At 63.6% G+C, this 26,249-nt stretch carries 29 protein-coding genes and 1 pseudogene; all 30 read left to right on the forward strand.

All coding sequences use genetic code 11. The annotated features are described in order from the left end of the window. The first annotated feature begins 89 nt into the window (after nt 1-89). The 30 genes and pseudogenes from AC07RV_RS32405 (at nt 90) to AC07RV_RS32550 (ending at nt 26,193) form a co-directional block, all read left to right on the forward strand. Complete coding sequence (locus AC07RV_RS32405; protein WP_296785038.1) at nt 90-845, forward strand: hypothetical protein; 756 nt, start codon at nt 90-92, stop codon at nt 843-845. Between the two features lie 118 nt (nt 846-963). Further along, a complete protein-coding gene (locus tag AC07RV_RS32410) occupies nt 964-1,176 on the forward strand; it encodes an AlpA family transcriptional regulator (RefSeq protein ID WP_003158604.1) in 213 nt (70 codons plus the stop codon). A 42-nt stretch (nt 1,177-1,218) separates the two neighbouring features. Then, nucleotides 1,219-2,094, forward strand: a complete 876-nt coding sequence (locus AC07RV_RS32415; RefSeq protein WP_296785012.1) for a ParA family protein — start codon at nt 1,219-1,221, stop codon at nt 2,092-2,094. Then, entirely contained in the window at nt 2,078-2,326 is a 249-nt protein-coding gene (locus AC07RV_RS32420; RefSeq protein ID WP_296785010.1) for a type II toxin-antitoxin system HicA family toxin, read from the forward strand. Before AC07RV_RS32415 ends, AC07RV_RS32420 begins: the two co-directional genes overlap by 17 nt. Further along, complete coding sequence (locus tag AC07RV_RS32425; protein ID WP_296785007.1) at nt 2,319-3,947, forward strand: ParB family protein; 1,629 nt, start codon at nt 2,319-2,321, stop codon at nt 3,945-3,947. Before AC07RV_RS32420 ends, AC07RV_RS32425 begins: the two co-directional genes overlap by 8 nt. Nucleotides 3,948-3,962: 15 nt before the next feature. Further along, nucleotides 3,963-4,523, forward strand: a complete 561-nt coding sequence (locus AC07RV_RS32430; RefSeq protein WP_034065544.1) for a DUF2857 domain-containing protein — start codon at nt 3,963-3,965, stop codon at nt 4,521-4,523. A 3-nt stretch (nt 4,524-4,526) separates the two neighbouring features. Beyond that, nucleotides 4,527-5,783, forward strand: a complete 1,257-nt coding sequence (locus AC07RV_RS32435; RefSeq protein WP_296784999.1) for an STY4528 family pathogenicity island replication protein — start codon at nt 4,527-4,529, stop codon at nt 5,781-5,783. A gap of 317 nt (nt 5,784-6,100) precedes the next feature. Further along, a complete protein-coding gene (locus AC07RV_RS32440; RefSeq protein WP_296784997.1) occupies nt 6,101-6,901 on the forward strand; it encodes a PFL_4669 family integrating conjugative element protein in 801 nt (266 codons plus the stop codon). Then, complete coding sequence (locus tag AC07RV_RS32445; protein WP_008268255.1) at nt 6,898-7,425, forward strand: DUF3158 family protein; 528 nt, start codon at nt 6,898-6,900, stop codon at nt 7,423-7,425. The genes AC07RV_RS32440 and AC07RV_RS32445 overlap by 4 nt, the downstream gene beginning before the upstream one ends. Before the next feature lie 73 nt (nt 7,426-7,498). Next, complete coding sequence (locus AC07RV_RS32450) at nt 7,499-7,939, forward strand: single-stranded DNA-binding protein (RefSeq protein ID WP_022579833.1); 441 nt, start codon at nt 7,499-7,501, stop codon at nt 7,937-7,939. A 269-nt stretch (nt 7,940-8,208) separates the two neighbouring features. Continuing rightward, entirely contained in the window at nt 8,209-10,221 is a 2,013-nt protein-coding gene (locus AC07RV_RS32455) for a DNA topoisomerase III (protein WP_296784990.1), read from the forward strand. 538 nt (nt 10,222-10,759) lie between these two features. After that, a pseudogene (locus tag AC07RV_RS32460) lies at nt 10,760-10,990 on the forward strand (hypothetical protein); the annotation flags it as partial. A gap of 330 nt (nt 10,991-11,320) precedes the next feature. After that, nucleotides 11,321-11,533, forward strand: coding sequence for a hypothetical protein (locus tag AC07RV_RS32465; protein ID WP_296784984.1), 213 nt, complete (start codon nt 11,321-11,323; stop codon nt 11,531-11,533). 21 nt (nt 11,534-11,554) lie between these two features. After that, nucleotides 11,555-11,947 (forward strand): hypothetical protein, encoded by a 393-nt coding sequence (locus AC07RV_RS32470; protein WP_125283307.1) that lies wholly within the window; start codon nt 11,555-11,557, stop codon nt 11,945-11,947. Between the two features lie 170 nt (nt 11,948-12,117). After that, nucleotides 12,118-12,804, forward strand: coding sequence for a hypothetical protein (locus AC07RV_RS32475; RefSeq protein ID WP_022579837.1), 687 nt, complete (start codon nt 12,118-12,120; stop codon nt 12,802-12,804). Between the two features lie 79 nt (nt 12,805-12,883). Then, nucleotides 12,884-13,621: a DUF5983 family protein gene (locus AC07RV_RS32480; RefSeq protein ID WP_296784977.1), complete on the forward strand. Its 738-nt coding sequence runs from the start codon at nt 12,884-12,886 to the stop codon at nt 13,619-13,621. A 94-nt stretch (nt 13,622-13,715) separates the two neighbouring features. Further along, entirely contained in the window at nt 13,716-13,994 is a 279-nt protein-coding gene (locus AC07RV_RS32485) for a hypothetical protein (protein ID WP_022579839.1), read from the forward strand. A gap of 279 nt (nt 13,995-14,273) precedes the next feature. Then, a complete protein-coding gene (locus tag AC07RV_RS32490; protein ID WP_022579840.1) occupies nt 14,274-15,086 on the forward strand; it encodes a hypothetical protein in 813 nt (270 codons plus the stop codon). A 378-nt stretch (nt 15,087-15,464) separates the two neighbouring features. Beyond that, entirely contained in the window at nt 15,465-16,379 is a 915-nt protein-coding gene (locus AC07RV_RS32495) for a DUF3577 domain-containing protein (RefSeq protein ID WP_296784967.1), read from the forward strand. A 54-nt stretch (nt 16,380-16,433) separates the two neighbouring features. After that, nucleotides 16,434-17,132: a DUF3275 family protein gene (locus AC07RV_RS32500; RefSeq protein WP_296784965.1), complete on the forward strand. Its 699-nt coding sequence runs from the start codon at nt 16,434-16,436 to the stop codon at nt 17,130-17,132. A gap of 94 nt (nt 17,133-17,226) precedes the next feature. Then, the gene (locus AC07RV_RS32505; RefSeq protein WP_296784962.1) at nt 17,227-17,634 is read left to right on the forward strand and encodes a hypothetical protein; all 408 of its coding nucleotides are present in this window, start codon (nt 17,227-17,229) and stop codon (nt 17,632-17,634) included. Nucleotides 17,635-17,718: 84 nt separating this feature from the next. After that, nucleotides 17,719-18,369, forward strand: a complete 651-nt coding sequence (locus AC07RV_RS32510; RefSeq protein WP_296784959.1) for a hypothetical protein — start codon at nt 17,719-17,721, stop codon at nt 18,367-18,369. A gap of 31 nt (nt 18,370-18,400) precedes the next feature. Continuing rightward, on the forward strand, nt 18,401-19,555 hold the full coding sequence (locus AC07RV_RS32515; RefSeq protein ID WP_444852630.1) for a DUF6094 domain-containing protein: 1,155 nt from the start codon (nt 18,401-18,403) through the stop codon (nt 19,553-19,555). A gap of 101 nt (nt 19,556-19,656) precedes the next feature. Continuing rightward, nucleotides 19,657-19,968, forward strand: coding sequence for a hypothetical protein (locus tag AC07RV_RS32520; RefSeq protein ID WP_077566210.1), 312 nt, complete (start codon nt 19,657-19,659; stop codon nt 19,966-19,968). Nucleotides 19,969-20,037: 69 nt separating this feature from the next. Then, nucleotides 20,038-20,343: a hypothetical protein gene (locus AC07RV_RS32525; RefSeq protein WP_077566208.1), complete on the forward strand. Its 306-nt coding sequence runs from the start codon at nt 20,038-20,040 to the stop codon at nt 20,341-20,343. A 136-nt stretch (nt 20,344-20,479) separates the two neighbouring features. After that, nucleotides 20,480-22,759, forward strand: coding sequence for a helicase-related protein (locus AC07RV_RS32530; RefSeq protein ID WP_296784946.1), 2,280 nt, complete (start codon nt 20,480-20,482; stop codon nt 22,757-22,759). A gap of 140 nt (nt 22,760-22,899) precedes the next feature. Next, nucleotides 22,900-23,229: an ArsR/SmtB family transcription factor gene (locus tag AC07RV_RS32535; protein ID WP_296784944.1), complete on the forward strand. Its 330-nt coding sequence runs from the start codon at nt 22,900-22,902 to the stop codon at nt 23,227-23,229. Nucleotides 23,230-23,355: 126 nt separating this feature from the next. After that, nucleotides 23,356-23,715, forward strand: a complete 360-nt coding sequence (gene arsD / locus AC07RV_RS32540) for an arsenite efflux transporter metallochaperone ArsD (RefSeq protein ID WP_106685119.1) — start codon at nt 23,356-23,358, stop codon at nt 23,713-23,715. A gap of 13 nt (nt 23,716-23,728) precedes the next feature. Then, on the forward strand, nt 23,729-25,495 hold the full coding sequence (gene arsA / locus AC07RV_RS32545) for an arsenical pump-driving ATPase (protein WP_296784941.1): 1,767 nt from the start codon (nt 23,729-23,731) through the stop codon (nt 25,493-25,495). Continuing rightward, complete coding sequence (locus AC07RV_RS32550) at nt 25,492-26,193, forward strand: arsenic resistance protein (RefSeq protein ID WP_296784939.1); 702 nt, start codon at nt 25,492-25,494, stop codon at nt 26,191-26,193. Before arsA ends, AC07RV_RS32550 begins: the two co-directional genes overlap by 4 nt. Nucleotides 26,194-26,249 lie beyond the last annotated feature (56 nt).

A 26,249-nucleotide genomic window follows, 5' to 3' on the forward strand; every position in this document is an offset into this window, starting at 1 on the left:
CTCGCGTCTTGCGCGGACAACAGGCCGACCATGAGGACGGCTGCAAAAGCAGTCGGCCCTGTAGTTCTTCTCCAGGAAGGAGACGGAGCATGCACGAGAACAAAAATGATGCACCAACATCAAAGGTGTTCTACCGCCCGCTCGAAGCGTCCATCCGCTGGGCCGGACTGCTGCGATACGAGCAGGTGATCCTGGCTTCGGTCTCGTCGCCGATGAATCTGCCGCAGTCGCTGGACTGTCCACGTTTGGGCGAACTTCGGCTGTACACCGACCGCATCTATGACGGCATCCTCAACGGGGAACTGCCCTTCGGGCAGCACGGCGTCACGACGCGCGACACCACGTTGATCGAATCGCCTGATCTGACGGTACGCCATGTCGATCTGAAGTCCTGGATGCGCCAGCACTACCCCGAGCAGCGGCCCGGCTTTCTCTTCTCCCGCAGCGAGCGCATCACCCATCCCTTCATCTCTCTGGAAACAGGGCAAGCCATGCTGGTCGAACGCCAGGCTTTGAAATCCGTCCTGAAACAGACCAAACGTCAGCTTCGCGAGTTGCAGGACAAGCATGACGCGCTGCTCAAGCAGCCCACGGTGATTCCGGCATGCGCGCAGTGTCCGATCAGTGATCGAGCCGAGGCCACCTACCTGAACATCGTTGGCGGCCTGTTGGAGCTGATGCTCGGCCAGTCGCCATCGGGCACGCCGTACTCCAGCTTCAAGACGCAGGAGGCCGTGGTCAGCGCGCTGGTCGCCCATCACAGCGGCGCCATGGGCATCGCGGAGCGGACATTGAACGGTAAGTTCGCCACCGCCAGGCGCCGGCTGCGTAGCGCCTCCCGCTGAGATTTGCCAGCTTGTATGTGCAGTCGCGGAGATTGCATTTGCAATGTCTTTTCGCAGCCGTGTCTATTGAATAGAGGTCACGCCAACAAACGCCACTGAGCGTTCAGGAGTGACTGCCATGTCGCAAACATCTGTACTGCAGCCAAACGAGCGCCGCATCCTGCGCCTGGAAGAAGTCGAAGCGAAATCCGGTTTCAAGCGCGCCCACATCTACAACCTGATGAAGAAACGCCAGTTCCCGCAGGCGCTGCGTCTGGGTGTGCGCGCCGTAGGCTGGGACTCCATCGAAATCGATCAGTGGATCGACGAGCGCGTCAACAACCGGGCCTGACCCGTTCTCCCGAAGTCTTTTCATCTTGACACGGAGAACGCCATGCAGGTCGTATCCATCATTTCAACCAAAGGTGGGGTCGGCAAGACCACCACGGCTGCGAACCTCGGCGGTCTCGCTGCGGACGCCGGACTGCGCGTGCTGCTGCTCGACCTCGATGTGCAGCCCACCTTGTCCTCATACTATGAGCTGGCTCACCGCGCGCCGGGCGGTATCTATGAATTGCTGGCCTTCAACGAGCGCGACCTCGACCAGCTTGTGTCCCGCACGATCATCGCGGGCCTGGACTTGGTGCTCTCCAACGACCACCGAGGCGAACTGAACACTTTGCTGCTGCACGCGACGGACGGGCGCTTGCGGCTGCGGCATCTGCTTCCGGCGCTCAATCCCCTCTACGACCTGGTGCTGATCGACACCCAGGGCGCGCGCTCGGTGCTGCTGGAGATGGCGGTGCTGGCCTCCGACCTCGCACTGTCACCCGTGACCCCAGAAATTCTCGCCGCCCGCGAGCTGCGACGCGGCACCATGCAATTGCTGGAGGACATTGCACCGTACCGGCAGCTGGGCATCGAGCCGCCGCCGCTGCACCTGCTCATCAACCGCGTCCATCCGGTGTCCGCCAACGCCCGCCTGATCCAGCAGGCGCTGCGCGATCTGTTCCAAGACCATGCTGACATCCGTGTGTTGGCTACCGACGTGCCGGCCATTGAGGCTTATCCGCGTGCCGCGACGCGCGGCCTGCCGGTGCATCGGGTCGAGTACCGCCAGCCAGTGGGCAGAGTCGCTCCCGCCGCGCTCGCCACCATGCGCGATCTTGCCGGCGAATTGCTCCCGCAGTGGCAGGATCGATTTGCCGCAGTGTCCGGCCGTCCGCCACAGCCTCTTGATACCAGGAGGCCCCATGGCCAACGCACATGAACTGGCCCGAGGTCACAGCCGGCTGCGCGCCCTGATCGAGTTCGCCGTCGGCGAAGGCTGGCACGTCAAGCGCACGGCGGGCGGTCACCTCAAGTTCACCAAGGCAGGCTGCGCCGCGATCTACACCAGTTCGACGGCCAGCGATCATCGGGCAGCCCTCAACGCCCGTGCGCAGATCCGTCGCGCCGAGCGCGAGACCCGATCTCAAGTGCAGGGGGGCGGCCATGACTGAGATCACCTCCCAGCAGATGGCCGGCAAACTGCTTGCGTCCGGGTTCGCGCGCAGCGGCCCGTCAGCAACGACCTTGAGCGACCCGATCGCCGACACGCCCATGGTCGTGACGCTCGACCAGTTGCGCCCCTACGACCACGACCCGCGCAAGAAGCGCAATCCGGTGTACGAGGAAATCAAGGCATCCATCCGCGAGCGTGGTCTGGACGCGGCTCCCGCCATTACCCGGCGGCCCGGCGACGATCACTACATCATCCGCAATGGCGGCAACACGCGACTGGCAATCCTGCGCGAACTCTGGTCGGAGACCAAGGACGAACGTTTTTTTCGGGTCTCATGCCTGTTCCGCCCATGGCCCGAGCGTGGCGAGATCGTCGCGCTCACCGGGCATCTTGCAGAAAACGAACTGCGCGGTGGCCTCACCTTCATCGAGCGCGCTTTGGGCGTCGAGAAAGCGCGCGAGTTCTACGAACTGGAAAGCGGCTCCACCCTGAGCCAGTCCGAGCTGGCCCGCCGCCTGGCCGCCGACGGATACCCCGTGCAGCAGTCGCACATCAGCCGGATGGCCGACGCCGTACGCTACCTGCTGCCCGCAATCCCGACCGTGCTCTACGCCGGCCTGGGGCGTCACCAGGTCGAGCGCTTGTCGGTCATGCGCAAGGCCTGCGAGCGCACCTGGGCGCACTACGCCAAAGGCCGCGCACTGGTTCAGGACTTCGACGAGTTCTTTCAGGAAGTGCTGTCGCAATTCGATGTCCAGGCCGACGAGTTCTCTGCGCAGCGCATACAGGACGAGCTGATCGGCCAGATGGCCGAATTGCTGGACGTCGATTACGACGTGCTCGCTCTGGACATGACCGAATCCGAGAGTCGCCAGCGTGCCTTGGTCAGCGAGCCGACGCTGCCCCCGACGCCGCCTGCCTTGCCAGAGCCAGAGGCCATCGCGCGCCCACCTGCCAATACTGCGCCACCTGCTGCGAGGCCGACGGCAACTCCCTCGACGGGCGAGAGCGACGCGGATGCCAGTCATTCGGGCGCGGTCAGTCCGGCGGTAGATGACGACGTGCTTCGGGAGCACATCGTCTCGCCAGCGCCGACGACCGAACGGCTTGAGTCCATCCAGCGCATGGTCGCCGACCAGTTGGGCGATGCACTGCCGCACGATTTCTCGGCGAACGTCTTGCAGTCCATCCCGGTGCAGGCTGGCGGGCTCTATCCGATCTCGGATGTCTGGTACATCGCCCCCGGCCTGGACACACCCGAGCACCTGCGCATCCACGTCGCGCAGTTTGCCCGCGAGATTGCGGTCGAGGCAGACCTGGGCGAGTGCATCGATGACCGCCCAGACGGCATCGGCTTCGCCTGCCGTGCTCGCACCACAAACCCAGCGCCGCTGGGCCGTGCCGTCCATGCGCTGTTGGCTTGCCTGGCCGGTCAGCAGCCCGCCGACGTCGGTCTGGACAACGGGCAACTCGTCATCGACCTGCCGGCGCTGCTGTACGGCCAGGGCGACGTAACCCGAAGATTGAGCGACACCGCGCTGGTCAAGCTGTTCCGCCTGCTGCGACTGGCCCGCCGCCTGCTCGATCTCGAAGCCGGCGCTGCGGACTCTGGAACCTAAGCGAGGGAGGCCAGCATGTCCACAGCACACCCACTCAACCAGGCTGTCATCGCCCAGGCCCTCTATGACCTGCGCAATGGGCAACTGCGCCGCTGCAAACTGATGGGGTTTGGCGAGGCAGAGCTGGATGCCCTCAAGCATCCCGCGCTGATCAGCGTGCTGGCCAACGCCAACGTCTCCTGGTGCTCAGTGACGGTCAACCGCGAAGTGCTGCGGCGGCTGCTCCAGCAGGCGCAGGACGTGGAGAAGGAAATCGCCACGGTCGATCGCATGCTCAGGCTGGGCGCGAGCACGGAGATGGTCAGCAAGTTCTATGGCTTGACGCATCAGGAAGTAGCGCTTCGCCGTGAAATCCTCGGTCTACCCAAGCGCAAGGGTCGGCACCCCGTGCTGGACGAGGAGCAGGACACGGAGCTGTGGCGGCAATGGAAGGCCGTGACCAACAACAGAACCGTCGATCTCGAAGATGACACTTCCATCCTCGATGCCGCCATGGACTTGGCCGAAGGCATGTCGCTGCCTCTGTCGGTGGTCTGGGCCTCGATCAAGAGCTGGGTCGATCAGGGACTGGCTTGAGTCATGGCCGTGGACGACACCGCACCACGGGCCCTACGCCAAGGCCCCATCGCACTGGCAGAACTGTTCGATGCTGCGCTGAAAGACCTTGCGCCCACCCCCAGCGCACCTGCGCCTACACCGGCACAGTCGCCCACGCCCACGCTCACGCTCACGCCCACCTCCGGCGATGCTTTCCTATTCAGTGGCAACCGACACGAAACGGTGCCACGCAAGCTGTTCCTCGACCGCCGCCTGACGCCGCTGGAACGAAACGCCTGGCAAGTGTTCCGGCTGATGCTCAACGACGACGGCGTAACCGCATTTCCCACCTACGAGCAGTTGCGCCCCTGGCTGGCGTCCATGCCCTGCGCAGGCCAGGCCTCGCATGAAACCGTGGCACGGGCGCTGACACTGATGCGCCTGACCCGCTGGCTGAGCCTGGTTCGGCGACGGCGTGACCCCAAGACCGGCCGCATCCTCGGCAATCTGTACGTGCTGCATGACGACCCCCTGACACCGTTCGAGGCCATGCAGCTCGACCCGGACTACCTGCAACTCGTCAGCCAGGCGCTCGGCCATTCTGCCAAGGCCGTGCAAATCGTGGGCCTGCACACGCTCAAGGAAATCGGTGAAGACCCATTACTGGCCGGACGCACCCTCCCGTCACGGTTGCAGGTGATGGCCGAACGTCTCGCCAACCAGAACCTCATGGCCAGTGATAGTTATCCACAGGAGGACGCCATTCACCATTCCGAAGAAGGGGCTCCGAGCCTTCTTCGGAATGGTGAACGACCCGCTACGGATTTCGAAGCAGGGCTGAAACCCGCGCCAGACGTCTCTCTTCGGAATCCGAAGCAGGTCCGTACAGTACGTAGTAGTTGTCTTAATGAAGTACGTACTACCGCGCAAGCACGCGCGTTGGGCGATCTGCAATGGCCCAAGCGCTTCACGGAACTGAAGGCGGAACAGCAAGCGGGTGCCAAGGTGGCATTGCAGCAGGTTGATGCTTCGCTGAGGCAGGACGTGCTGGACGAATGGGCCGCGCGTTGTAGCAACCATGGCATCCGCAATCCCGCTGGGTATCTGTTCGGCATCATCCAGCGGGCCATCCACGGTGAGTTCAATGTCTGGGCCAAGAAAGACCCTCCACCGGCACCCACCCCGCCAAACGAACGGCCACCGCCCGCATCACCACCCCAAACGCAGGGTAAGCCGGTGCCACCAGAAGTCGCCAGGCAGCACATCGAGCGGCTGCGCAATCTGCTCGCCAGCAAGTGAGCCGACCGACAAGGCGGTGAAGTGGACGCCCATGGATGCCAGTAGAGCTATCCCCTGGGGATAGTTCCACCGTTGGGGCGGATGCCGTGCAGTCGTAGGCCTCGCCTCGAACATCTGCCGCAGCATCGGCGTGGCCTCCCCTGATGCCGACGCGCAGCGTTCGCTGGCGCTCCATGGAGCTATCCCCTGGGGATAACTCGCGACGCAGGCGGCCACCACGCGCTGAACCGGGGTCTGGCTGGTTTCGGTTTGTTGACTGACGGCCTTCCGCTTTCTGCCGAAGCTGAGCGCTCCTTTCCACACAACGAGCGGACACCATGGCGACCAATGAGCCTCTGCAACTGAATCTCGGTTCCCTGCGCAGCGCGATGTCGCTGACGCTTCACACGCACCACGCCTCGCGCATCTGGCATGGCCGTGCCGCTGCCGAGGGGCGACCGGGCATCGTCGGCCTGAACGGCTACATCGCCCAAATGAACAAGATGCGGCGCGGTTCGGAGCAGGACGACCCGTACTCGGATTGGTGGATGCTGCGCATCGAGGTCAAGCTCGACCAGACCAAGACCACGCTGCAAGCGCTGCGCGAGCAGGTGGATCAGGCGCTGGCGAGCGTGCCGCCCGCACTCAGCCTGGGCGAGAACCTCAACGTGCAGCCCGTCAAGTTGCCGCTGTTCGTCAATGCGCAGCTCGGCTTTGCCGCCGTCTATCTGCTGGCCGACTACGACGACATCGCCCGCAAACTGATCCTCGCCCACCACACGGCGCTCATCGACCGCAGCACCTTGGAGCGCTGGCTCAACGAGGGCGCCCATGCACTGCGCAGCCTGTTCTCGCTGGCCCAGCAATACCGCTATTCGGGCTGTACGCGCGACGACTTCGTGTCAAAGAACGCCGCAGCACGGGCGGCGTTGGAGAAATTCGGCGAACTGCCGCAGGACGTGCTGGAAGGCACGCTCCGCTCGAAGTTCGCGCCGCCCATCGTGCGCCGTGGCCTGCAACAGCGTGTCGAGAGTCCTGCTGCAGCGCCTGCCCCCAACGACGAGGCCGCCACCGACGAGCCCGCCACTGACGCAGCACCCGAAATCAGCGCCGGCGAGGTCGAGGGCGAGCAGGCATGAGCGATCCGAACCGCGAACCCCGCTACTTCCAGGGCCTGCAACAGGCAGCCTTCATGAAGCTGGAACACGCTGCCTCTCTAAAAGGCCTTTTAAAGCCTTTTAAGGGTAAGGGGGATCTTGAGGCCTGGGCCAGCCAGTGCTTCGCCATGCGCGACGAGCTGATTGGCTTGGCGCAGCGGCAGGTGCTGCAACAGGTAGTCGGGCATCCCTTCCACCTGCTGCCTGTCGACCTGGCCCAGCAGACCACTGGCGCAGGCACAGCGTTTTTGCGCTGGCGCAAGCACGACCGCTCAGCCATGGGCGTAGCCCTGTGGCAGGAATTGATGGCGAGCACCGGCACGCCGGTCAACCTGCTGGCCGAGCTGCACGCGATCGAGCTTCAGCGCATCACGCTGAACATGCAGATCAGCCTGTTGCACACCCTGGGCAGGCAGGCCCAGGAGTGCGCCAGCAAGGCCGCCAAGGCGGAAGACGCCTACCTGCGCCGGATCGCATCCATTCCCGCTGCGATGCGCGATCGGTGATTGCGTCAATCATTCCAGCAAGCGCCCGGCACCGACGCAGCACGGGTATTTCAACCACCATGGAGATTGCAACATGAGCACGCATTTTTGGGGCGAAGGCAACATTGGCTCCCCGCCCGAGTACCGGGAGTTCCCCAACGGCAACGACGAGCCGCGGCGCTTGCTGCGGCTGAACGTGTATTTCGACAACCCCGTCCCCACCAAAGGCGGCGACTTCGAGGATCGCGGTGGCTTCTGGGCGCCCGTGGAAATCTGGCACCGCGACACCGCGCACTGGAAAAACCTCTACCAGAAAGGCATGCGCGTCCTGGTTGTTGGCCGCATGGAGCGCGAGCCCTGGACGGACAACGAAGATCAGCCGCGCGAGACCTGGCAGATCAACGCGCGCAGCGTCGGCATCCTGCCGTTTCGCATCGAGTCCGTGACCCTCAGTCCGAAGCCGCAGGATGCGGAGGCAAAGTCCCAGGCCACCCAGGAACCGGCTGTGCCAAAAGAGCCGCGGCGTAGGAAGTGACCCGGCATGGGCCGGCCACTGTTCGCAGCTCCATGCACCCGTGAGCTATCCCCAGGGGATAGCTCCATCTACGTCCACTGGCTTCCACGTGCTCCTGAAAATCGCGGCTCCCGGCCCGCACACCCCGGCTGCACGCTATCTCCGCCCGAGCCATTCCATCCCGTGAAAGTGGTCACCACCGCTTGCGACTTGTTTGCTGTTGCCCCTGGTGGTGACCGGCACCCTCGATTCCAGCAACTCAATGAACCACGGAAATCGGATGGACGGATATGCGGCTGTTCTTGTGCGAGAAGCCCTCCCAGGGCAAGGATATTGGTCGGATTCTCGGCGCGACACAGCGCGGTGAAGGCTGCCTCAACGGCTCCGGCGTCACGATTACCTGGTGCATCGGCCATCTCGTAGAAGCGGCAGCACCCGAGGTCTATGACGCGGCGCTCAAGCGCTGGTCACTGGAGCAGTTGCCCATCATTCCCCAGCAGTGGCGGGTCGAGGTCAAACCCAAGACCGCCACGCAATTCAAGGTCGTCAAGGCGCTTCTGGCGAAGGCGACCCATCTCGTCATCGCCACCGATGCCGACCGCGAGGGCGAGTTGATCGCCCGCGAGATCATTGACCTGTGCGGCTACCGCGGTCCCATCGAGCGGTTGTGGCTGTCGGCGCTCAACGATGCGTCGATCCGCACCGCGCTCAGCAAGCTGCGACCGTCGTCCGATACGCTGCCGATGTACTACTCGGCATTGGCGCGTTCGCGGGCGGACTGGCTCGTCGGCATGAACCTCAGCCGGTTGTTCACCGTGCTCGGGAGGCAGGCCGGCTATGACGGCGTGCTGTCGGTCGGCCGGGTCCAGACTCCGACCCTGAAGCTGGTCGTGGATCGCGACCGCGAAATCGCGGCTTTCAAGTCGGTGCCGTTCTGGGCCATCGACGTGTCTTTGTCCGCAGAGGGTCAGGCTTTCTCCGCGCAGTGGGTTGCGCCCGATGGCTGCACCGACGACGCCGGTCGTTGTCTGCAACAGCCGGTCGCCCAGCAGGCGGCGCAGCAGATTCGCGCTGCGGGCAGCGCCCAGGTGGTGTCGGTCGAGACCGAGCGCGTGCGCGAAGGCCCGCCGCTGCTGTTCGACCTGGGGACGCTTCAGGAGGTCTGTTCCAGGCAGCTCGGGCTGGACGTTCAGGAGACATTGCAGATCGCCCAGGCCCTGTACGAGACGCACAAGGCCACGACCTACCCGCGCTCGGACTCTGGCTACCTGCCCGAAAGCATGTTCGCCGAGGTGCCCACTGTCCTGGACAGCCTGTTCAAGACCGACCCGTCGTTGCGACCGATCATGGGTCAGCTCGACCGCTCCCAGCGTTCGCGTGCATGGAACGACGGCAAGGTCACGGCGCACCACGGCATCATTCCGACGCTCGAACCCGCGAACCTCTCAGCTCTGAGCGAGAAGGAGCTGGCGGTGTACCGGCTGATCCGGGCGCATTACCTGGCGCAGTTCCTCCCGTACCACGAGTTCGACCGTACCGTGGCTGAATTTTCCTGCGGCCGACAGACGCTGGTGGCCACCGGTAAACAGGTGGTCATCAAGGGCTGGCGTCTGGTGCTGGCCGAACCGCAAGCGGACGAGGACTGCGTCGACGCGGCGCGCAGCCAGGTGCTGCCCCCACTGCGTGAGGGCCTGGCGTGCCAGGTGGCCGAGGCCGAGATCAAGGCGCTCAAGACGATGCCGCCCAAGCCCTATACCCAGGGCGAACTGGTCAAATCAATGAAGGGCATTGCGCGCTTCGTAACCGACCCGCGCCTGAAGCAGAAGCTGAAGGACACGACGGGCATCGGCACCGAGGCGACGCGGGCCAACATCATCAGCGTGCTGATCGCCCGTGGCTACATCGTGAAGAAAGGACGCTCCATTCGCGCATCGGATGCGGCATTCACGCTGATCGACGCCGTGCCCGCAGCGATTGCAGACCCCGGCACCACAGCGGTGTGGGAGCAGGCGCTCGACATGATCGAGGCCGGACAGCTCACCCTGGACGTATTCCTCAGCAAGCAGGCCACCTGGATTTCGCAGTTGATCGCGCAGTACGGCAGCATGTCCCTGTCCATCAAGCTTCCCCATGGGCCAGCATGCCCGCAGTGCGGCGCAGCGACGCGCCAACGCACCGGCAAGAGCGGTCCATTCTGGTCGTGCAGTCGCTACCCCGACTGCAAAGGCACGCTGCCGGTCGAATCCGGTCCGCCCAAGCGTGGCGCTTCGCGCTCGCGTAGCAGCGGCCGCAAAGGCGCCTGACCGACTCCGTTTCCCGTGGGCCGCACCCTGTTTCAAAGGCGTGGCCCGTGTCCCGCACGCCCCTGCGGGTCGCCCAGCGCGCAACGCCTTCTTGTTCGTGTGCGCGTCCCGTCCAGCCGTCCCCGGCTGCGGGACCTGAAGGTAGCTTTTCCGCGAACCGTCTCCCGCGTGTTCTGCTGGTCTGTGTTTCTCCCGCCTACTGCGAAGGGTCCCCCGATGGCTTGCCAGGCTGCGCGAGCCACCCGGAGACCCTTTGTGGTCAGCGGTATTCGGTGCCGGTGCCCACCGGCGCAAAAACGGGCTCCCTTTGTGCGCGGATGTGCGCCAGACGATGCCGGCCCCAGCCACGACATGGGCCGGGTGTGATTGCTGATGAGCAGACGGTTCTAGCGACGACCGGGCCTGCAACAGCCCACGGGTGGTTATTCCCTCCCGAGCCGAAGGTCAGCGAGCCTTCGGCACCTTTATCTCGCCGATCAACGTTCCGACCCAATGGCCGGCCACAGCAACAGGAAACCGACGCATGCAACAACCGGAGAAAGTACGAGCCGCGTTCGAGCGCGACCTTGGCAACAAGGTGCTGTTCATCAAGGGCGGCAAGCTGCTGTTTATCGATGGCATCAATCTCAAGGCCATCGCCGACCGTAAGGCGTATTTCGCTTCGCTGCGTGCGCGGCAGGCGCAACCCATTGTGGTCCTGGCCGAACTGGGACAGGACGAGGCATTCGCCCTGTGGAAGCAGCATGTGCTGGGCGACACGCCCGAGTGAGCCAACGCACCCACGCCCCCCCCTGACAGCCCGCACTCGATGCGGGTTTTCTGTCTCTGCGCCCATCAATCCGGGCTGGGCCGAATGCCGTTTTCCAACTGACGCAGCGCGGCCCCCGGACGAAGCTGCCCGCATGTTCGCTGATTCGTCAGCACATGCCAGCAGCCATGGGTTCCAGGCTGCCGTGGGTTCTTCCCGCGTAACCCGCCAGTCCGTATCGCATCAAGTCTGCGGACGCGCGTCCCCGTGACGCCGATGCTTTTTATCCACCGCGTGCGGGAGCTGCCATCCCGTGAGGGACAAGGCCTCGCTTTTCCAAGGAGCCTATCCATGTCCCACAAAGCCTCTTTCGGCCAGTTGGCCTTGACCTATTGCGGCAAGTTCCTGCCGCTCGAAGTCCTGCAAAGCGCCGCCGGCCACTACATCGGCACGCGCGATACCGAAGGTCCCGTTTCGCGGGAGTCGCACGAGTACTTCCGCAGCCATGCGGCGGCTCAACGCGCCCTCGACAGAGGCGGCTGGTCCCAGCTCGCCATTCCCTGATCCAACTGGAGGAATTACGCCATGAATCAACTGCTGCCGCAGGAAGTCGTCGATCAGATCATGCGGGAAGAGCAGCATTTCGCTGCCGCGCCCCAAGCCTTCTTCGAGGCATGGAAGCGTGGTGCCGAGATCGCTGGCCCTGAATGGTTTGGCGATGGCACCCGTGAAGGTCTGAACCAGGCCAAGAGCAAGTGGGATCTGCGTCCCAACATGCTGCGGCTCAACGATGCCCTCGGTGTCCTGAGCAGCGGGCAACGCATGTTTCTGTCCGCCATGGTCAGCTTCTACAACGCGCACGAGGGCGGTGCCATGCTCAAACGCTGCCATTTCCACGGGCTGTCGGACTTCGACGGTCTCGACCTGGAACGCCGCAAGGTCATTGCCGACTTGATGCTGAACTATAGCGGCTGGTGAGCCGGCCTCCGGCACACCACCGCTTTTTCGTTCCCCACAAGGGACATGCGCCTACACGGTCATGTCCCTCAATTTCTTCCTATCGCCCAGCGCCAACGGCCTCGGGCTATTTCCTGCGGATGCAATCGTCCGCATGGGCTGGCTCCGCTCACTTCTCGAAAGGAGCCACCATGGCAAACAACTACTACGAAGGCACCGGCGTTCTGGTGCTCGACCGCGTTACTCCCGTCATCAAGGCGCTGTTCGGTGCCTTCGCGCTGGATGAACGCTATCCCGACAATGGGCAAGCCTACATCGCCCAAATCGCCGAGACCAATGATCCGCGATGGACAGATGTGCAGGAGGGGCTGGAAGACCTGGCCGCACAACTCGGCATCCCGATTCCCGACGATGAAGATTTGTCGATTCCGCCTCTACTCGAACGGCTGGCCGCGCACTTTGGTGCCGACCAGGACGGGGAGTTGGAGAACCTGATCAAACACCACCCGTTCGAGGACAGCGTCAACCTGGAAGCCTTGCTGCTGATCGCCTCCTGCTTCGATGACGGTCATCACCTGACCAGCATCCAGTTCGAAGGCTGCTGGTATTGCAGCAAGCCAAGGCTGTTCGAGTTCGGCGGCAACGGCTGCTACCTGAGCCGCGAGATTCAGGTTTTCAGAACTTCATCGCAGGCACTTCAGCTCGGTGACCAACTGCGCAAAGCCATCCTGGCCGCCGACATCGAAGAGGCCTCGGCGTTGATCGCGCTGGAAGCCACCAATCTTCTCGCAGGCATCAACGACGAGCAATTGCGCCTGAATGTGCGCCATCGCGTCGCAGAACGACTGGCACAAACGCCAACGATCAGCGCCGACTGACGCATTTTCCCCTTTCAACCCACCGGGTCCAATTCCCGGTGGCGGGAATTGGCTCCATTATTCAATCTGGAGCGTTCCCATGTCTCAGAATCCCAATCCCTTTGTTCGCGGCTACTGGAATTTGAAAATCGTCCGCACGCTGTCCATCAGCTACGAGGACGGAAGCCCGCCTGTCTGGCGAATTATCCACCCGAGCCAGCAACACCTGTCCGACCAGGAACTGATTTCATCCTCTTGCATCGTCACCAGCGATTTCGCGGTGGTCACGAACGGCTCTGAACCTGTGAGTGCCGAGGTACTGGCCGAATGCGATGCCGATGAAGGCGTTAACGGCGAAGGCGTGATCGGTGCCGTGGTCTATGCCATTCATGGCGAGGACTTCGACGGTCGCCTGATCCACGTTGGTGACAGCTATTCGGTCGAAGCCGCGCGGGAAGTCGTGCATCGCCTGAGTTTCGAGACCGGCTACTACAGCCGATGCTGGGAGATCAGCAGCGCGCACATCAGCCCGGAAACCGGCCAGTACCTCGCCAATCTGGCGGACCTTGCCACGCCGGAGGCCTTTTTGTTTATCGCCTTTCGGGTTCCGTACAGTCCGGCGATCGGCGTCAAGCTGATCTCCACGCCCTGGACGGACAAGAACCTGGAGCACGCCGAGGGCATCACCGCCGAGCAGCTTCGGCAGGAGCACCGCAGCAAGGGCATGCCAGACGACCTGGCGAACATCCTGGAACTGGCTGGCCAGGCCGATGTGCGCATCCTCATCCTCGACGCTGACGCGCCCGTGTTGCTGGGCCTGCCGCTGGCCGAGTCCTAGCAAACACACCACGCGCCCACCTTCCTCTTTGTCCTCCATGCCAGCCCGTCTCCTTTCTGGGAGCCGGGCTGGTCCAATTTCATAGGAGCACTTTATGTTCCCCGACCTCATCTCGCCCGCACGCGACTTCGAGCATCAGCTTGGAGCCTGCGTCAACGCCATGGGCCAGGACGACGCCATCGGCCAGATCCTGGTATTCGAGCGCTTGAGCGGCACGCTGCACATGCGCCATATCGCCAGCGCCGATCTGGCAGACACCGACATTGATGCCTACGAAATGGTCGTCTTCGACGGTGGCAACACCGGCGGCGACACGTGGAAGCATGTGTTCTTTCCACGTCAGCGCGAACACTACTTCGTGTACCAAGCCTGACCACCCAGCCCCTTTCGAGGGGCCTTTTCTTGTCGCGGCACAGGAAAGCGGGTGCGGCGCGGTGCGGTTTCCTGAGCGCAGGCCGCTCACTCCAGGGCCATCCTTATCCCATGTTCGTCGGCGTTGCCGACCATGCCCAGGCAGCCAAGACCTTCAAGGCTGCAAGCGCGGGAAACCGTGCTGGTTGTTTCTTCCTACGGACGCATCGCGCCCATTCACCCACAAGGGACCTCTCCCTTGCGGGCGGGGAATCCCTTGTTCTTCCTCAAGGAGATTCACATGGATCGCTCTCTTATCAAGACCCTGATGCCTTCGCTGGTCGCAGGCCATGTGCCCCGCAACGTGCGGTCGTTCAAGTACCGCGTGTTCGATGATAAGCCACAGTCCTCGACACTGGGCTTCGTCATCGATCCCCAGCCCTTCGACGGCAAGGTGGTCGCAGCCAGCGAGGACGCCATCGTCGTCAAGCTCAAGCCCAGCGAGTTCGCGGTACTCGATCCCAACCTGGTGACCTCCGTTCCCAGCGAGGGCACCAAGGTGCATGTCCAACCCTATGCCCGTCGCCGCTTCGACGGTCTGCGTGCGGACACACCAGAAGAGCGCACCGAGATGATGTCCGACGGCACGCCCTACACCGTCAAGACACACATCCTCGGCTCCGCGCCGGCCAAGCTGCCCATTCCCGAGCCGCAGTGCATGGAACTGGGTCAGCTCATCGAGCAGTTGGAGGAAATGCCGGCGCCCGACGGGTTCCGGCGCATCACCCACATGCTGGTCGATGCGGGCGCCCACGACTTCACCTGGGTCGATCCGAAGCCGTCCAAGATCATCGAAACGCCCCCGGCGATCAGTTTCACGGTTTCGACCGCGAAGTTCGCCGGCCAGGTGACGATCCTCTACCAGCGCGGCAGCGATACCTATGCGGTGGAGCTGCGCCGCGACGGCGAGTTGGTCGATCGGCACGACGAGGTGTATTTCGACATGCTCGGCGAAGTGCTGGAGCGGCTCATCGACGACGGGCGCTGGCGCCTGATCGACGTGAGCGTGATCGGCGCGGAGACGTCCCGACGGCGCCGCGCTGTACCGGCGTAACACCACGAAAAGAACCAGGCAACATGCCCCCACAGGCTCTCCCTCCATTCGGAAGGAGGGCCTTTTTTTCTGCCTGGGAGATTTCATCAAAGGGAATCGATCGGATACCGATTGATGGCTGCCTCGCGCGCGAGGCCTGGCCATGCTGAGCCCATGCCTGCTGACGTTGTCAGCGACATGCCAGGCAACCATCGGTCTTCGAGGTTGCGGCGCAGTTCCCACTGCGTGACCGAGCCAGCTCGCACCGCATCCATCCGCGAGCGGCCACCAGTCTCTGGTGGTGGATGCTTTCGCCTTATCAACCCATCGCGGGGTTACGCACCTTTCCCCGCAGCGTGGGGCCGGTGTGTCTCCGCTTCATCCCTATGGAGATTCACCATGAGCACCACGTCCAACGAGAAATCGTATTTCGACCTCCACACCTCGGGCATCGGCTACATCCAGCGTGCCCGTGAAGTGCCTGTTCGGGGCGGCCGCCGTGCGCAGCCTTTCCTGGCGTGTACCATCGCCGCGCTGGTCGGTTCCGCGAAGGACCCCAGCTATCGCTATTTCGACGTCAAGGTCTCGGGTGCCGAGGCCAAGAAGCTGGTCGAGCGCTACATCGGCGTTGACGATCCCAAGCAGCGCCCGCTGGTGCGCTTTCGCCTCGGCGACCTGTGGGGCGATGCGTACATCCGCGACAAGGGTGAGCAGAAAAGCCAAGCCGCCGCGTCCCTCAAGGCGCGACTGCTCAAGGCCGAGCCATTTGACCGGGCCGAACTGGCTTCGATCAGGCAACACGAGCTGATCACCCGCGGCATCGGCTACCTCAGCCGTCCGAAGGACGTCACGCCCAAAGATGGCGACCCGTTCCTCTCTTGCACCGTCGCCGCGCTAGCCGGGCCTGTCGATGAACCGGAGTATCGGTACTTCGACACCATCGTTACCACCCCTGAAGCCGAGCATCTGGTTCGCCGGTGCGTGCAGGCCATCGAGGGGGACTGCAAGGTGCTGATCGCCTTCCGTCTCAACGACATGAAGATCGATCCGTACATCCGCACCAAGGGTGAGCGCGCTGGGGAACCGGCCGCGAGCCTGGATTCGACACTGATCCACATCGGCCTGATCAAGATCGACGGCACCAAGGTCTATCCGACGAGCCCCGCGCAAGCCGATTCGTCGCCGGCCCAGGACGCTCCCGCGCCTGAAGCCGAGGACGCCGACCCCGCTGCAGATCAGCCTGCCGAGCCCGCCGAGCGCGAGCCCGAAGGTGAAGTCGAGGAACAGGAGCCGGCATTGGCTGCTTCGTTCTGATCGGCAAGGCCCTCGCGGGCCTTGTCGTTTTCCCAATCGCTAAGGAGAACCATCATGGCAGCCACATCGGCATCCGAGAAATCGGTTTCGCCCATCGTCGTCCCCGGCCAGCTCACGCTGCGCACCATCCGCGGCAAGAACGGCCCCTTCACAGTCGGTCGCCTCGCCACGCATCTCGGTACGTTCGAGGTCAAGGACCCGGAGCTGGAGCAATACCCCGAAGGCAAGTACGACGGGGAGTTCATCATCAGGTACATCTTCCCGAAGTCCTACCCGGTCGGTGGCGGCATGCGCTTCGAGATCCGCGCCAGCCTGGACGGGATGACGCTCTACGACATCGACAAACTGAGCCGTGACGAGGCACGCAGCTTCGCCACCCAGGATCTCGATCCACTTGATGAAGAGTTGGGCGCACAGCCTGCAACAACGCCGGCAACACCGGCCAAGCCCAGCAAAACGTCCAGGCCCGCCAAGCCCGCCCCCGTGCAGGCATCCACGGACCCGCTGGTCGATACCACGCCCTTCGGCGTGGATGCGCCGACGCCCACTGCGGCAACTGCTCCCGGCAGTACCGAAGATGGCGACGCCGCGCTGTTCAGCCTGCTCTGGCCGTTGGGCGAGTCCGTGAAACTGGATTCGACCATTGACCGCCGCACCCTGCGCGCGCAGATCGCCCGCCTGGGCGAACTGGGCTACGCGCTGGACTTCAAGACGCAGGAGTGGAGCCGCCAAGCCGAACTGCAACCTGCGTAGTACTGGGCGCCGCATCTGCGGTGTGCTTCATCCACCCGCCGGGGGTCTTCCCCACCGGGGAGGCTTCTGGCTCAATTTTTCCAGGAGGCCTCTCATGGGCTGGTATTTCTCACCCCAATCGCGGTCTGAACTGATCGCGGAGTTGATCGCACCGCAAGAGACCGAGCGCGCCAGCGTCAAGGTCATCGCCCACGCGCTGCGTGGCAACGTCCTCTGGTCCGTTGCGCAAGTGACGGCCAAGGCCGAAGGCGTACACCGTGATCTCGCACCGGGTCAATCCCTGTGCACCATCCGCTGCGATCTGCTGGAACGCAGCGGCGGCCAGTGGGGCTACAAGCCGCTGGACGAATCCATGCACCCGTACTACTACTCGTGCCCGCTGTCCTATCTGAACCTCGCACCGGAGCAGTCCGCCGAATGGCGTGCAGGCGTTCGCGCTTACCACGCACGGCGGCGCACATCCAAGGCGACCACAGCTCCAGCTACGGCGCTGATGGCCTGAGCCAGGGCGTTTTTCCTTCCACCCCAAGGGGCAGTACTTGCCTCCTGCGGGCGGTGCTGTTCCCGTTCATCCGAGGACACCACCATGCCCGCAAACACTTCCTCCACCACGCTGTATCGCATCGACGAATGCCCGGACGTGATGGCCGACGCCTGCGTCGGCGATGACCAGGGCAACCTGATCTTTCTGTCGATCTGGGCGCGAGACACCGCCGTCCAGCAGTTCCTGGCTCGCCTGACCCTCGGGCGCGACGAACAGGGGCTGGAGCAGTTCCACGTCATCACCGACCAGGGCGGCAGCGTCCCGGTGTTCGTCGGCAACGTCGATCGCCTGGAAAAGCGCATGACCCGCGCCTACCGGCGAACGCTGTTCGGTTCGCTGTCCAACGTGTGGCTGTTCGATCGGCGCTGCGTCAAGCCTGACAAGGCCAACGCCAGCGCACTGGCATTGCTGCCCCGCGATAGCGACCACCGGCTTGACCGCCTGTGGCCGTTGGTGCAGGACACCTGCCTACTGCCATTGCTCGACCACTGGCGCGAAACCGTGCTGGAACTGCTGCAAAGCCGCGAGATGCTGACCCGTCTGCCATTCGCCCTCGGGCCTTTGGTGGGCCATCAGCTCGCCATCGACGTGCCGGCGCTGACCCAGGCGCTCGGCTCGCTGATCCGCAGTGACGTGCTCACCGCCTATCCCTATCCGGCCAAGATTTGGACGCCGGAAACGGTAGCGGCTTGACCCACCTGCACAGGCACGCCAAGGCGCGCCTGTGCCATTCCTATCCGCCAACCAGGAGACTTCCATGGCTCTCATGTTCCCGCGGCTCGCCCGCAATTTCGTGAAGAACGGGTACTTCCCGACCGACGAACCAACGCTCGAAAGAGCCCTCAATGCACTGATGCCCAGTGCGCCTGAATCCAATGGGCCGATGTGCATCCTCGATCCCTGCGCCGGCGAAGGCGTGGCGATTGCCGAAGCGGCTCATGCCCTCGGGCGCGAGCATGCCAAGGCGTTCGCCGTCGAGTTCGACGCAGAGCGGGCGCGCCATGCCCGCGGCCTGGTCGATCACTGCCTGCACGCGGACCTGATGGACACGATGATCTCCAAACAGTCCTTTGGGCTGCTCTGGCTCAATCCGCCGTATGGCGACCTGTCCAAGGACGTCAACGGCAACATTGGCTATCAGGGTCAGGGCCGTGCCCGCCTCGAAAAACTGTTCTACCAGCGCACGCTGCCCCTGTTGCAGTACGGCGGCGTGCTGGTCTTCATCGTTCCCGGCTACGTGCTCGACGCCGAGCTGGTCGGCTGGCTGACACGCCACTACACCGATCTGCGGATCTACCGAGCGGTGGAAACGCAGTTCAAGCAGGTGGTGATCTTCGGTCGCCGGGTGCGCCAGCGCGAGCAGACGCCCGATGGCGTCAAGGCCGTGCGCAATCTGCTGCTGCAGGTTGGGCTTGGCGAAGTCGAAGCCGAGGAGCTGCCGAGCGAATGGCCGTTCCTGCCGTACATCGTCCCCACCAGCCCGGCAGAGCCGGGGCATTTCTTCCGCGTGACGATGGAGCCGGAGCAGTTCGCCGATGAGGTTGGCAGGCTGCAAGGCCTCTGGCCGTCGCGGGATACGCAGTTGGGGGCCGCGCAGCAGACGCTGCGTCCACCGGCGCGGGCCTTGTCCCACTGGCATCTCGCCCTGGCTTTGGCCGCAGGCGCGATCTCGGGAGTCGTGCAATCCAAGGCGGGGCGCGTGCTCGTCGTCAAAGGTGACACCCACAAGGACAAGACGCTCCAGCGGGAATTCACCGAACGCGACGACGGCTCCATCGCCGAAACCCGCATCCTCACCGACAAGTTCGTTCCTGTCATCCGTGCATGGGACATGACGCCTGGCTCCGCCACGCGGGGCGAGGTGTTGACCATTCGCTGATCGTTTCTCCACCGCCGGCGGTTCGCCGTCGATTTTTTCCACCCACCGGGGTCCAGTCGCCCCGATGGGGTGCCGTGACCCTCCATATCCAGGAGCCTTCCATGGCAGCCCACGCACTTTCCATCAGCCAGACACCGAGCCTGCGCTTCTCGCCAGGCCAGGTGGTCATGACCATCGGCATCGATGACCTGGTCCAACAGGGCCGGCTCAACCCGATTCCCTACCTGCGCCGCCACCTCGGTGGCGATTGGGGCGATCTCGACGACAGCGACAGGCGGCAGAACGATGCCGCGCTGAAGTCCGGTGAGGATCGCCTGTTCTCTTCCTACCAAGTCGCACCTGACCTGAAGCTCTGGATCATCACCGAATGGGATCGCAGCGTCACCACGTTGCTGCTGCCCAGCGAGTACTGATCTTCTCCAACGCGGGGCCACCGACACCCCGCAAGGGTGTCATGGCCCCTTCACTTCGAAGGAAGCCACATGACCTCCAATCAACATGACAAGCACCGGCGCAAACGGCTGTTCGAGATCGGTGCGCTGGAGTTCAGCGAAGGCGTCGAACGCCTGATGAACGAAGGCCGGCTCGATCCCATGCCGCTTTTCGAACGCCACATGCATGGCGACTGGGGCGACGTCGCCGACTACCAATGGCAACAGAACAACGCTGCGTTGGAGTTTGGCGAACGCCTCGATTCGTTTTACGTCGTCACCCGTGACCTGAGCATCCGCATCTTCACCGAAGCAGATCGCAGAGCGACCCGCATCGTGCTGCCGTCCGAGTACTGACCGCGAGTTATCACCGCAGGCCACGAGCGCCTGCACTGTCCAACCACCGACGGTTCGCCGTCTCTCTTCCCACCACGGGGCATGCCATCGCCCCGCTGGGATGGTGCATGCCTCATTCTTTTTTTGGAGCACCACCATGTCTACCAATCTTGAAACCACTGCCATCGAGACTGCACCCGCACAAGGCGATCTGCTTGAAGCGGAATCCAACCCTCTCACCCTGAGCCTTCAGGATTTCGTCGGCGAGTTCGGCGACGAACTACTCGATTCTCTCAACCGCGCCAACCCGCCGGTCTATACCGGCCAAGCGCAAGTACAGCGGCAACTCGTCGTCGCCAGCCTCAAGCGCAAGTTGTTCCAGGCCCAGGCCGAAGTTGTCCATGCCGCCGCCGAGCTGCTGGTCGATCAAGGCGAACGCGCTGCGATCGTCAATGGCGAAATGGGTTGCGGCAAGACGACCGTCGGCATCGCCACGGCTGCCGTGCTCAACGCCGAAGGCTACCGGCGCACCCTGGTGCTTTCGCCTCCCCACTTGGTCTACAAGTGGCGGCGCGAGATCCAGGAGACGGTGGCCGGCGCCAAGGTCTGGGTGCTCAATGGCCCGGACACGCTGGTCAAGCTCATCAAGCTGCGCGAGCAGTTGGGTGTGCAGCCCACGGGCCAGGAGTTTTTCATCCTGGGGCGCGTCAGGATGCGGATGGGGTTCCACTGGAAACCTGTCTTCACCCAGCGGCGCACCCGCCACGGCGACGTGGCAGCCTGCCCGGACTGCGGCACGGTCATCACCGACCTCGACGGCGAGCCGGCCAACCCGGTCGCGCTCGAAGCCGAGGAGTCCCGCAGGAAGTGCAGCCACTGCGCCGCGCCCCTGTGGACACTGATCCGTCCACGCAGCCTGTCCGGCAGCGACCAGTCCTCGGTCGTTCTCAAAGCCTTGAAGCGTATCCCGACCATCGGGGAAGTGACCGCGCAGAAGCTGATGCAGAAGTTCGGTGACGGCTTCCTGGCCTCGATGCTGGGCGACAACATCCATGAGTTCATCAACCTCATGGATGGCAACGGCGAGCTGGTGTTTTCCGACCGTCAGGCCACGCGCATGGAACGTGCGATGGCCAACATGGAGTTTGGCTTTGGCGAAGGCGGCTACCAACCGTCCGAGTTCATCAAGCGCTACCTGCCGCAAGGCACGTTCGACCTGCTCATCGCCGACGAGGCGCACGAGTACAAGAACGGTGGCAGCGCCCAGGGCCAGGCCATGGGCGTGCTGGCGGCGAAGGCTCGCAAGACCTTGCTGCTGACCGGCACGCTGATGGGCGGCTATGGCGATGATCTGTTCTACCTGCTGTTCCGAGCCCTGCCTGGGCGAATGATCGAAGACGGCTACCGCCCGACCACGAGCGGCAGCATGACCTCGGCCGCGATGGCGTTCATGCGCGATCACGGGGTCTTGAAGGACATCTACTCCGAGAGCACCGGCACGGCGCACAAGACGGCCAAGGGCACCAAGGTATCGGTGCGCACAGTCAAGGCTCCCGGCTTCGGGCCGAAAGGCGTCTTGCGCTGCATCCTGCCGTTCACGATTTTCCTCAAGCTCAAGGACATCGGCGGCAACGTCCTGCCGCCGTATGACGAGGAGTTTCGTGAAGTCCAGATGGACGTGGCGCAAGCCGCGGCCTACCGCGACCTGGCGGGTCGGCTGACCGCGGAGCTGAAACAGGCTCTGGCGCGACGCGATACGGCCTTGCTGGGGGTGGTGCTCAACGTGCTATTGGCCTGGCCGGATTGCTGCTTCCGGTCGGAGACCGTGGTGCATCCGCGCACGCGCAACACCTTGGCGTTTGTTCCGGCTCAGTTCAATGAGTTCGAGATCAGCCCCAAGGAGCGTGAGCTGATCGACATCTGTAGGCAGGAGAAGGCACAGGGCCGCAAGGTTCTGGCCTACACGGTCTATACCGGCACGCGCGACACCACGTCGCGCCTGAAGGGGCTGCTGGAGCAGGAGGGCTTCAAGGTGGCGGTACTGCGCGCAAGCGTGGATGCCAGCCGCCGAGAAGACTGGATCGCCGAGCAACTGGATCGTGGCATCGACGTGCTCGTCACCAATCCCGAGCTGGTCAAGACGGGACTGGATTTGTTGGAGTTTCCGACGATTGTGTTCATGCAAAGTGGCTACAACGTGTATTCGCTCCAACAGGCAGCACGCCGCTCCTGGCGCATCGGGCAGAAACAGCCCGTGCGCGTGATCTACCTCGGCTACGCCGGTTCCTCGCAGATGACCTGCCTGGAACTGATGGCCAAGAAGATCATGGTCTCGCAGTCCACCTCGGGCGATGTGCCCGAATCGGGGCTGGATGTGCTCAACCAGGACGGTGATTCCGTCGAGGTCGCACTGGCCCGGCAATTGGTCACCGCCTGATTTCCACGCCATCGCCGGCCTAGCGCCGCCGGCTTTCTGTTCTTCCCACCTTGCAGCCCCGTCCGCGATCTTCGTTGGCGAGGCTGCGTTTTTTGGAGTGCATTTATTTTTTAGTTCGATAAATGTTGTATTATCGAACCATGAACGAAGATCAAGCTGTTTCCGCCCTCGGCGCCCTGGCTCACACCCAACGCCTGCGCGTATTCCGCGCCTTGGTCGTCGCAGGCTCCGAGGGGCTGACGCCCAGCGTCCTCGCCGACCAGCTCGGCGTGGCCCGCAACTCTTTGTCCTTCCACTTGAAGGAACTAGCCCATGCCGGCCTCGTCACCATCGAACAGCAAGGCCGCAACCTGATCTACCGCGCCGACTTCACGCAGATGAATAGTCTGCTTGGCTACATGACCGAGCACTGCTGCCAGGGCGGCGTATGCGAAGTCACTGAATCTCCCTTCACTTGTGCCTCCTGCTGAAAGGAACTCTCCATGAAGCGCTTCCACGTCCACCTGCACGTCGATGGCCTGAACCGCGAGTTGCGAAACATCGGCCAAGAGTGAAGAGCGTCACTTCATCAACAACCAGACTTGAAAGGACACCCCATGCCAAACATCCAGATTTTCGACCCGGCGCTGTGTTGCAGCACCGGCGTATGTGGCGTTGAAGTGGATCAAAACTTGGTGAACTTCGCCGCCGATGTGGATTGGGCCAAGCAAAACGGTGCTCAGGTCGAACGCTTCAACCTGGCACAGCAACCCCTCGCTTTCGCCGAAAACCCGACTGTAAAAGGCTTTTTGCAACGCTCGGGCCAAGAGGCGCTGCCCCTGGTTCTGGTCGATTGTGAGGTGGCCTTGGCCGGCCGCTACCCCAGCCGAAGCGAATTGACCCGCTGGGCTGGCATCGAGGCGCCCGAAGCCTCTCCAGCCCAAAACACCTGCTGCTCTGGCGACCGCTGCTGCTGAACAAGGAAATTCCATGCACTTTCTGACCCAACCGCCCCGTTTTCTTTTCTTCACCGGCAAAGGAGGCGTCGGCAAGACCTCCATCGCCTGCGCAACGGCCGTACAACTTGCGGCCCAGGGCCAGCGCGTGCTGCTCGTCAGCACCGACCCGGCTTCCAACGTGGGGCAGGTTTTCGGCGAACGCATCGGCAACCACATCACGGCGATTCCCGCCGTACCGAACCTATGGGCGCTGGAGATCGACCCACAGGCGGCAGCGCAAGCCTACCGTGACCGCATTGTCGGCCCGGTGCGAGGCGTGCTGCCCGACGACGTGGTGCGCGGCATCGAAGAATCCCTGTCGGGTGCCTGCACCACGGAAATCGCCGCCTTCGACGAGTTCACGGCCTTGCTGACCGACTCGGCGCTGACGCAGGATTACGCGCACATCATCTTCGACACGGCCCCTACCGGCCACACCATCCGCCTGCTGCAACTTCCGGGCGCGTGGAGCGGTTTTCTGGAAGCGGGCAAGGGCGATGCGTCGTGCCTGGGGCCGCTGGCGGGCCTGGAAAAACAGCGCAGTCAGTACAAGGCTGCGGTGGAGGCACTGGCCGACCCCTTGCGCAGCCGCATGGTGTTGGTGGCCCGTGCGCAGCGCCCCACACTGCGCGAGGCGGCACGCACCCATGAAGAACTGGCCGCCATCGGCCTGTCGCAGCAACACTTGGTCATCAACGGTGTCTTCCCCGCCGGCGAGGCCGAAAACGACCCACTCGCCGCCGCCATCTACCAAAGAGAGCAAGCCACACTGGCCACCATTCCGCAGGCACTGCAGGCCTTGCCTCGGGATCAAATCGCGCTCAAGCCGTTCAACCTCGTCGGCCTCGATGCCCTGCGTCACCTGCTGGTCGATACCGACGCCACGCATGGCGCCGATGCCATCCAGCTGCCCGACCAGATCAATGCGCCAGACTTGTCCGCCCTGGTCAACGAGATTGCCGCCGATGGACATGGACTGGTCATGGTGATGGGCAAGGGCGGCGTGGGCAAGACCACGCTGGCCGCTGCCATCGCCGTGGAGCTGGCGAGCCGGGGCTTGCCCGTGCACCTCACCACCTCCGACCCGGCCGCGCACCTGGCCGATACGTTGGAAGGCTCGCTTCCCAACTTGGCGCTCAGCCGTATCGACCCTCAGGAAGCTACGGCGCGCTACCGCCAGCATGTGATGGAAACCAAGGGCGCGCAGCTCGATGCCGAAGGCCGCGCCCTGCTGGAAGAAGACTTGCGTTCGCCCTGTACCGAGGAAATCGCGGTGTTCCAGGCGTTCTCCCGCGCCATCCGCGAAGGGAAACGGAAGTTCGTGGTGATGGACACCGCGCCCACCGGCCACACCTTGTTGCTGCTCGATGCCACCGGCGCCTACCACCGCGACATTGCCCGGCAGATGGGGGAGACGGGCGTTCACTTCACGACGCCGATGATGCAGTTGCAAGACCCCAAGCAGACGAAGGTGCTCATCGTCTCGCTCGCCGAGACCACACCGGTGCTGGAAGCGGCCAACCTGCAAGACGACCTGCGTCGTGCAGGTATCGAGCCGTGGGCGTGGGTCGTCAACAACAGCGTGGCGGCCGCGCACCCGCATTCCCCGCTGTTGCGCCAGCGCGCGCGCAACGAGCTGCGCGAGATCGACGCTGTGGCCACGAAGCATGCGCAGCGTTACGCCATCGTGCCGCTGCTGGCGGAGGAACCGGTGGGTGTGGAACGCCTGCGGGCCTTGGCGAATTGGAGGGTTTCATGATCCGCGCTGCCTCGCCCATGGGCCTGTTCGAGCGCTACCTGACGCTCTGGGTCGCGCTGTGCATCCTGGCCGGGCTGGCTCTGGGCAACCTGATGCCAGAGCTGTTCAGCGCGCTGGCGGCCATCGAATACGCCTCGGTCAACCTCATCGTCGCGGTGCTGATCTGGGCCATGGTGTACCCGATGATGATCGCCATTGATCTGGGTTCGCTCAAGGCCGTGGGCCGGCGACCAAAGGGGCTGGTGATCACGTTGACGATCAACTGGCTGATCAAGCCCTTCACCATGGCGGCGCTGGCGGTGCTGTTCTTTGAGTATCTGTTGGCTGATCTAATCAACCCGGGTGATGCTCAGCAATACATCGCCGGTCTGATCCTGCTGGGCGCCGCGCCTTGCACCGCCATGGTCTTCGTGTGGTCACAAATGACTCGGGGCGATCCGAATTACACGCTGGTGCAGGTCTCGGTGAACGACCTGGTGATGGTGGTGGCGTTCGCACCCATCGTCGCCCTGCTGCTGGGCGTCACCGAAATCGCCATCCCCTGGGAAACCTTGGTGCTGTCGGTGGTGCTTTACATCGTGCTACCCCTGATCGCCGGCTGGTGGACGCGCAAGCGCCTGACCGCCCAGGGTGGCGAGGCGGCCGTCTCGGACTTCACCGCGCGCATCAAGCCTGCTCGTTCGCGCAAGACATTTTGACCCTAGATCTGGGGTCAAATAGCAGCTGAATCCCCTCCTTTCGTGCCAGTTTCAGG

The sequence above is a fragment of the Variovorax sp. GW821-FHT09B01 genome, from assembly GCF_059418345.1.

Coding starts and splice junctions, on each gene's coding strand:
- AC07RV_RS32405 (WP_296785038.1), top strand. CDS start 90: ATGCACGAGAACAAAAATGATGCACCAACATCAAAGGTGTTCTACCGC.
- AC07RV_RS32410 (WP_003158604.1), top strand. CDS start 964: ATGTCGCAAACATCTGTACTGCAGCCAAACGAGCGCCGCATCCTGCGC.
- AC07RV_RS32415 (WP_296785012.1), top strand. CDS start 1,219: ATGCAGGTCGTATCCATCATTTCAACCAAAGGTGGGGTCGGCAAGACC.
- AC07RV_RS32420 (WP_296785010.1), top strand. CDS start 2,078: ATGGCCAACGCACATGAACTGGCCCGAGGTCACAGCCGGCTGCGCGCC.
- AC07RV_RS32425 (WP_296785007.1), top strand. CDS start 2,319: ATGACTGAGATCACCTCCCAGCAGATGGCCGGCAAACTGCTTGCGTCC.
- AC07RV_RS32430 (WP_034065544.1), top strand. CDS start 3,963: ATGTCCACAGCACACCCACTCAACCAGGCTGTCATCGCCCAGGCCCTC.
- AC07RV_RS32435 (WP_296784999.1), top strand. CDS start 4,527: ATGGCCGTGGACGACACCGCACCACGGGCCCTACGCCAAGGCCCCATC.
- AC07RV_RS32440 (WP_296784997.1), top strand. CDS start 6,101: ATGGCGACCAATGAGCCTCTGCAACTGAATCTCGGTTCCCTGCGCAGC.
- AC07RV_RS32445 (WP_008268255.1), top strand. CDS start 6,898: ATGAGCGATCCGAACCGCGAACCCCGCTACTTCCAGGGCCTGCAACAG.
- AC07RV_RS32450 (WP_022579833.1), top strand. CDS start 7,499: ATGAGCACGCATTTTTGGGGCGAAGGCAACATTGGCTCCCCGCCCGAG.
- AC07RV_RS32455 (WP_296784990.1), top strand. CDS start 8,209: ATGCGGCTGTTCTTGTGCGAGAAGCCCTCCCAGGGCAAGGATATTGGT.
- AC07RV_RS32465 (WP_296784984.1), top strand. CDS start 11,321: ATGTCCCACAAAGCCTCTTTCGGCCAGTTGGCCTTGACCTATTGCGGC.
- AC07RV_RS32470 (WP_125283307.1), top strand. CDS start 11,555: ATGAATCAACTGCTGCCGCAGGAAGTCGTCGATCAGATCATGCGGGAA.
- AC07RV_RS32475 (WP_022579837.1), top strand. CDS start 12,118: ATGGCAAACAACTACTACGAAGGCACCGGCGTTCTGGTGCTCGACCGC.
- AC07RV_RS32480 (WP_296784977.1), top strand. CDS start 12,884: ATGTCTCAGAATCCCAATCCCTTTGTTCGCGGCTACTGGAATTTGAAA.
- AC07RV_RS32485 (WP_022579839.1), top strand. CDS start 13,716: ATGTTCCCCGACCTCATCTCGCCCGCACGCGACTTCGAGCATCAGCTT.
- AC07RV_RS32490 (WP_022579840.1), top strand. CDS start 14,274: ATGGATCGCTCTCTTATCAAGACCCTGATGCCTTCGCTGGTCGCAGGC.
- AC07RV_RS32495 (WP_296784967.1), top strand. CDS start 15,465: ATGAGCACCACGTCCAACGAGAAATCGTATTTCGACCTCCACACCTCG.
- AC07RV_RS32500 (WP_296784965.1), top strand. CDS start 16,434: ATGGCAGCCACATCGGCATCCGAGAAATCGGTTTCGCCCATCGTCGTC.
- AC07RV_RS32505 (WP_296784962.1), top strand. CDS start 17,227: ATGGGCTGGTATTTCTCACCCCAATCGCGGTCTGAACTGATCGCGGAG.
- AC07RV_RS32510 (WP_296784959.1), top strand. CDS start 17,719: ATGCCCGCAAACACTTCCTCCACCACGCTGTATCGCATCGACGAATGC.
- AC07RV_RS32520 (WP_077566210.1), top strand. CDS start 19,657: ATGGCAGCCCACGCACTTTCCATCAGCCAGACACCGAGCCTGCGCTTC.
- AC07RV_RS32525 (WP_077566208.1), top strand. CDS start 20,038: ATGACCTCCAATCAACATGACAAGCACCGGCGCAAACGGCTGTTCGAG.
- AC07RV_RS32530 (WP_296784946.1), top strand. CDS start 20,480: ATGTCTACCAATCTTGAAACCACTGCCATCGAGACTGCACCCGCACAA.
- AC07RV_RS32535 (WP_296784944.1), top strand. CDS start 22,900: ATGAACGAAGATCAAGCTGTTTCCGCCCTCGGCGCCCTGGCTCACACC.
- arsD (WP_106685119.1), top strand. CDS start 23,356: ATGCCAAACATCCAGATTTTCGACCCGGCGCTGTGTTGCAGCACCGGC.
- arsA (WP_296784941.1), top strand. CDS start 23,729: ATGCACTTTCTGACCCAACCGCCCCGTTTTCTTTTCTTCACCGGCAAA.
- AC07RV_RS32550 (WP_296784939.1), top strand. CDS start 25,492: ATGATCCGCGCTGCCTCGCCCATGGGCCTGTTCGAGCGCTACCTGACG.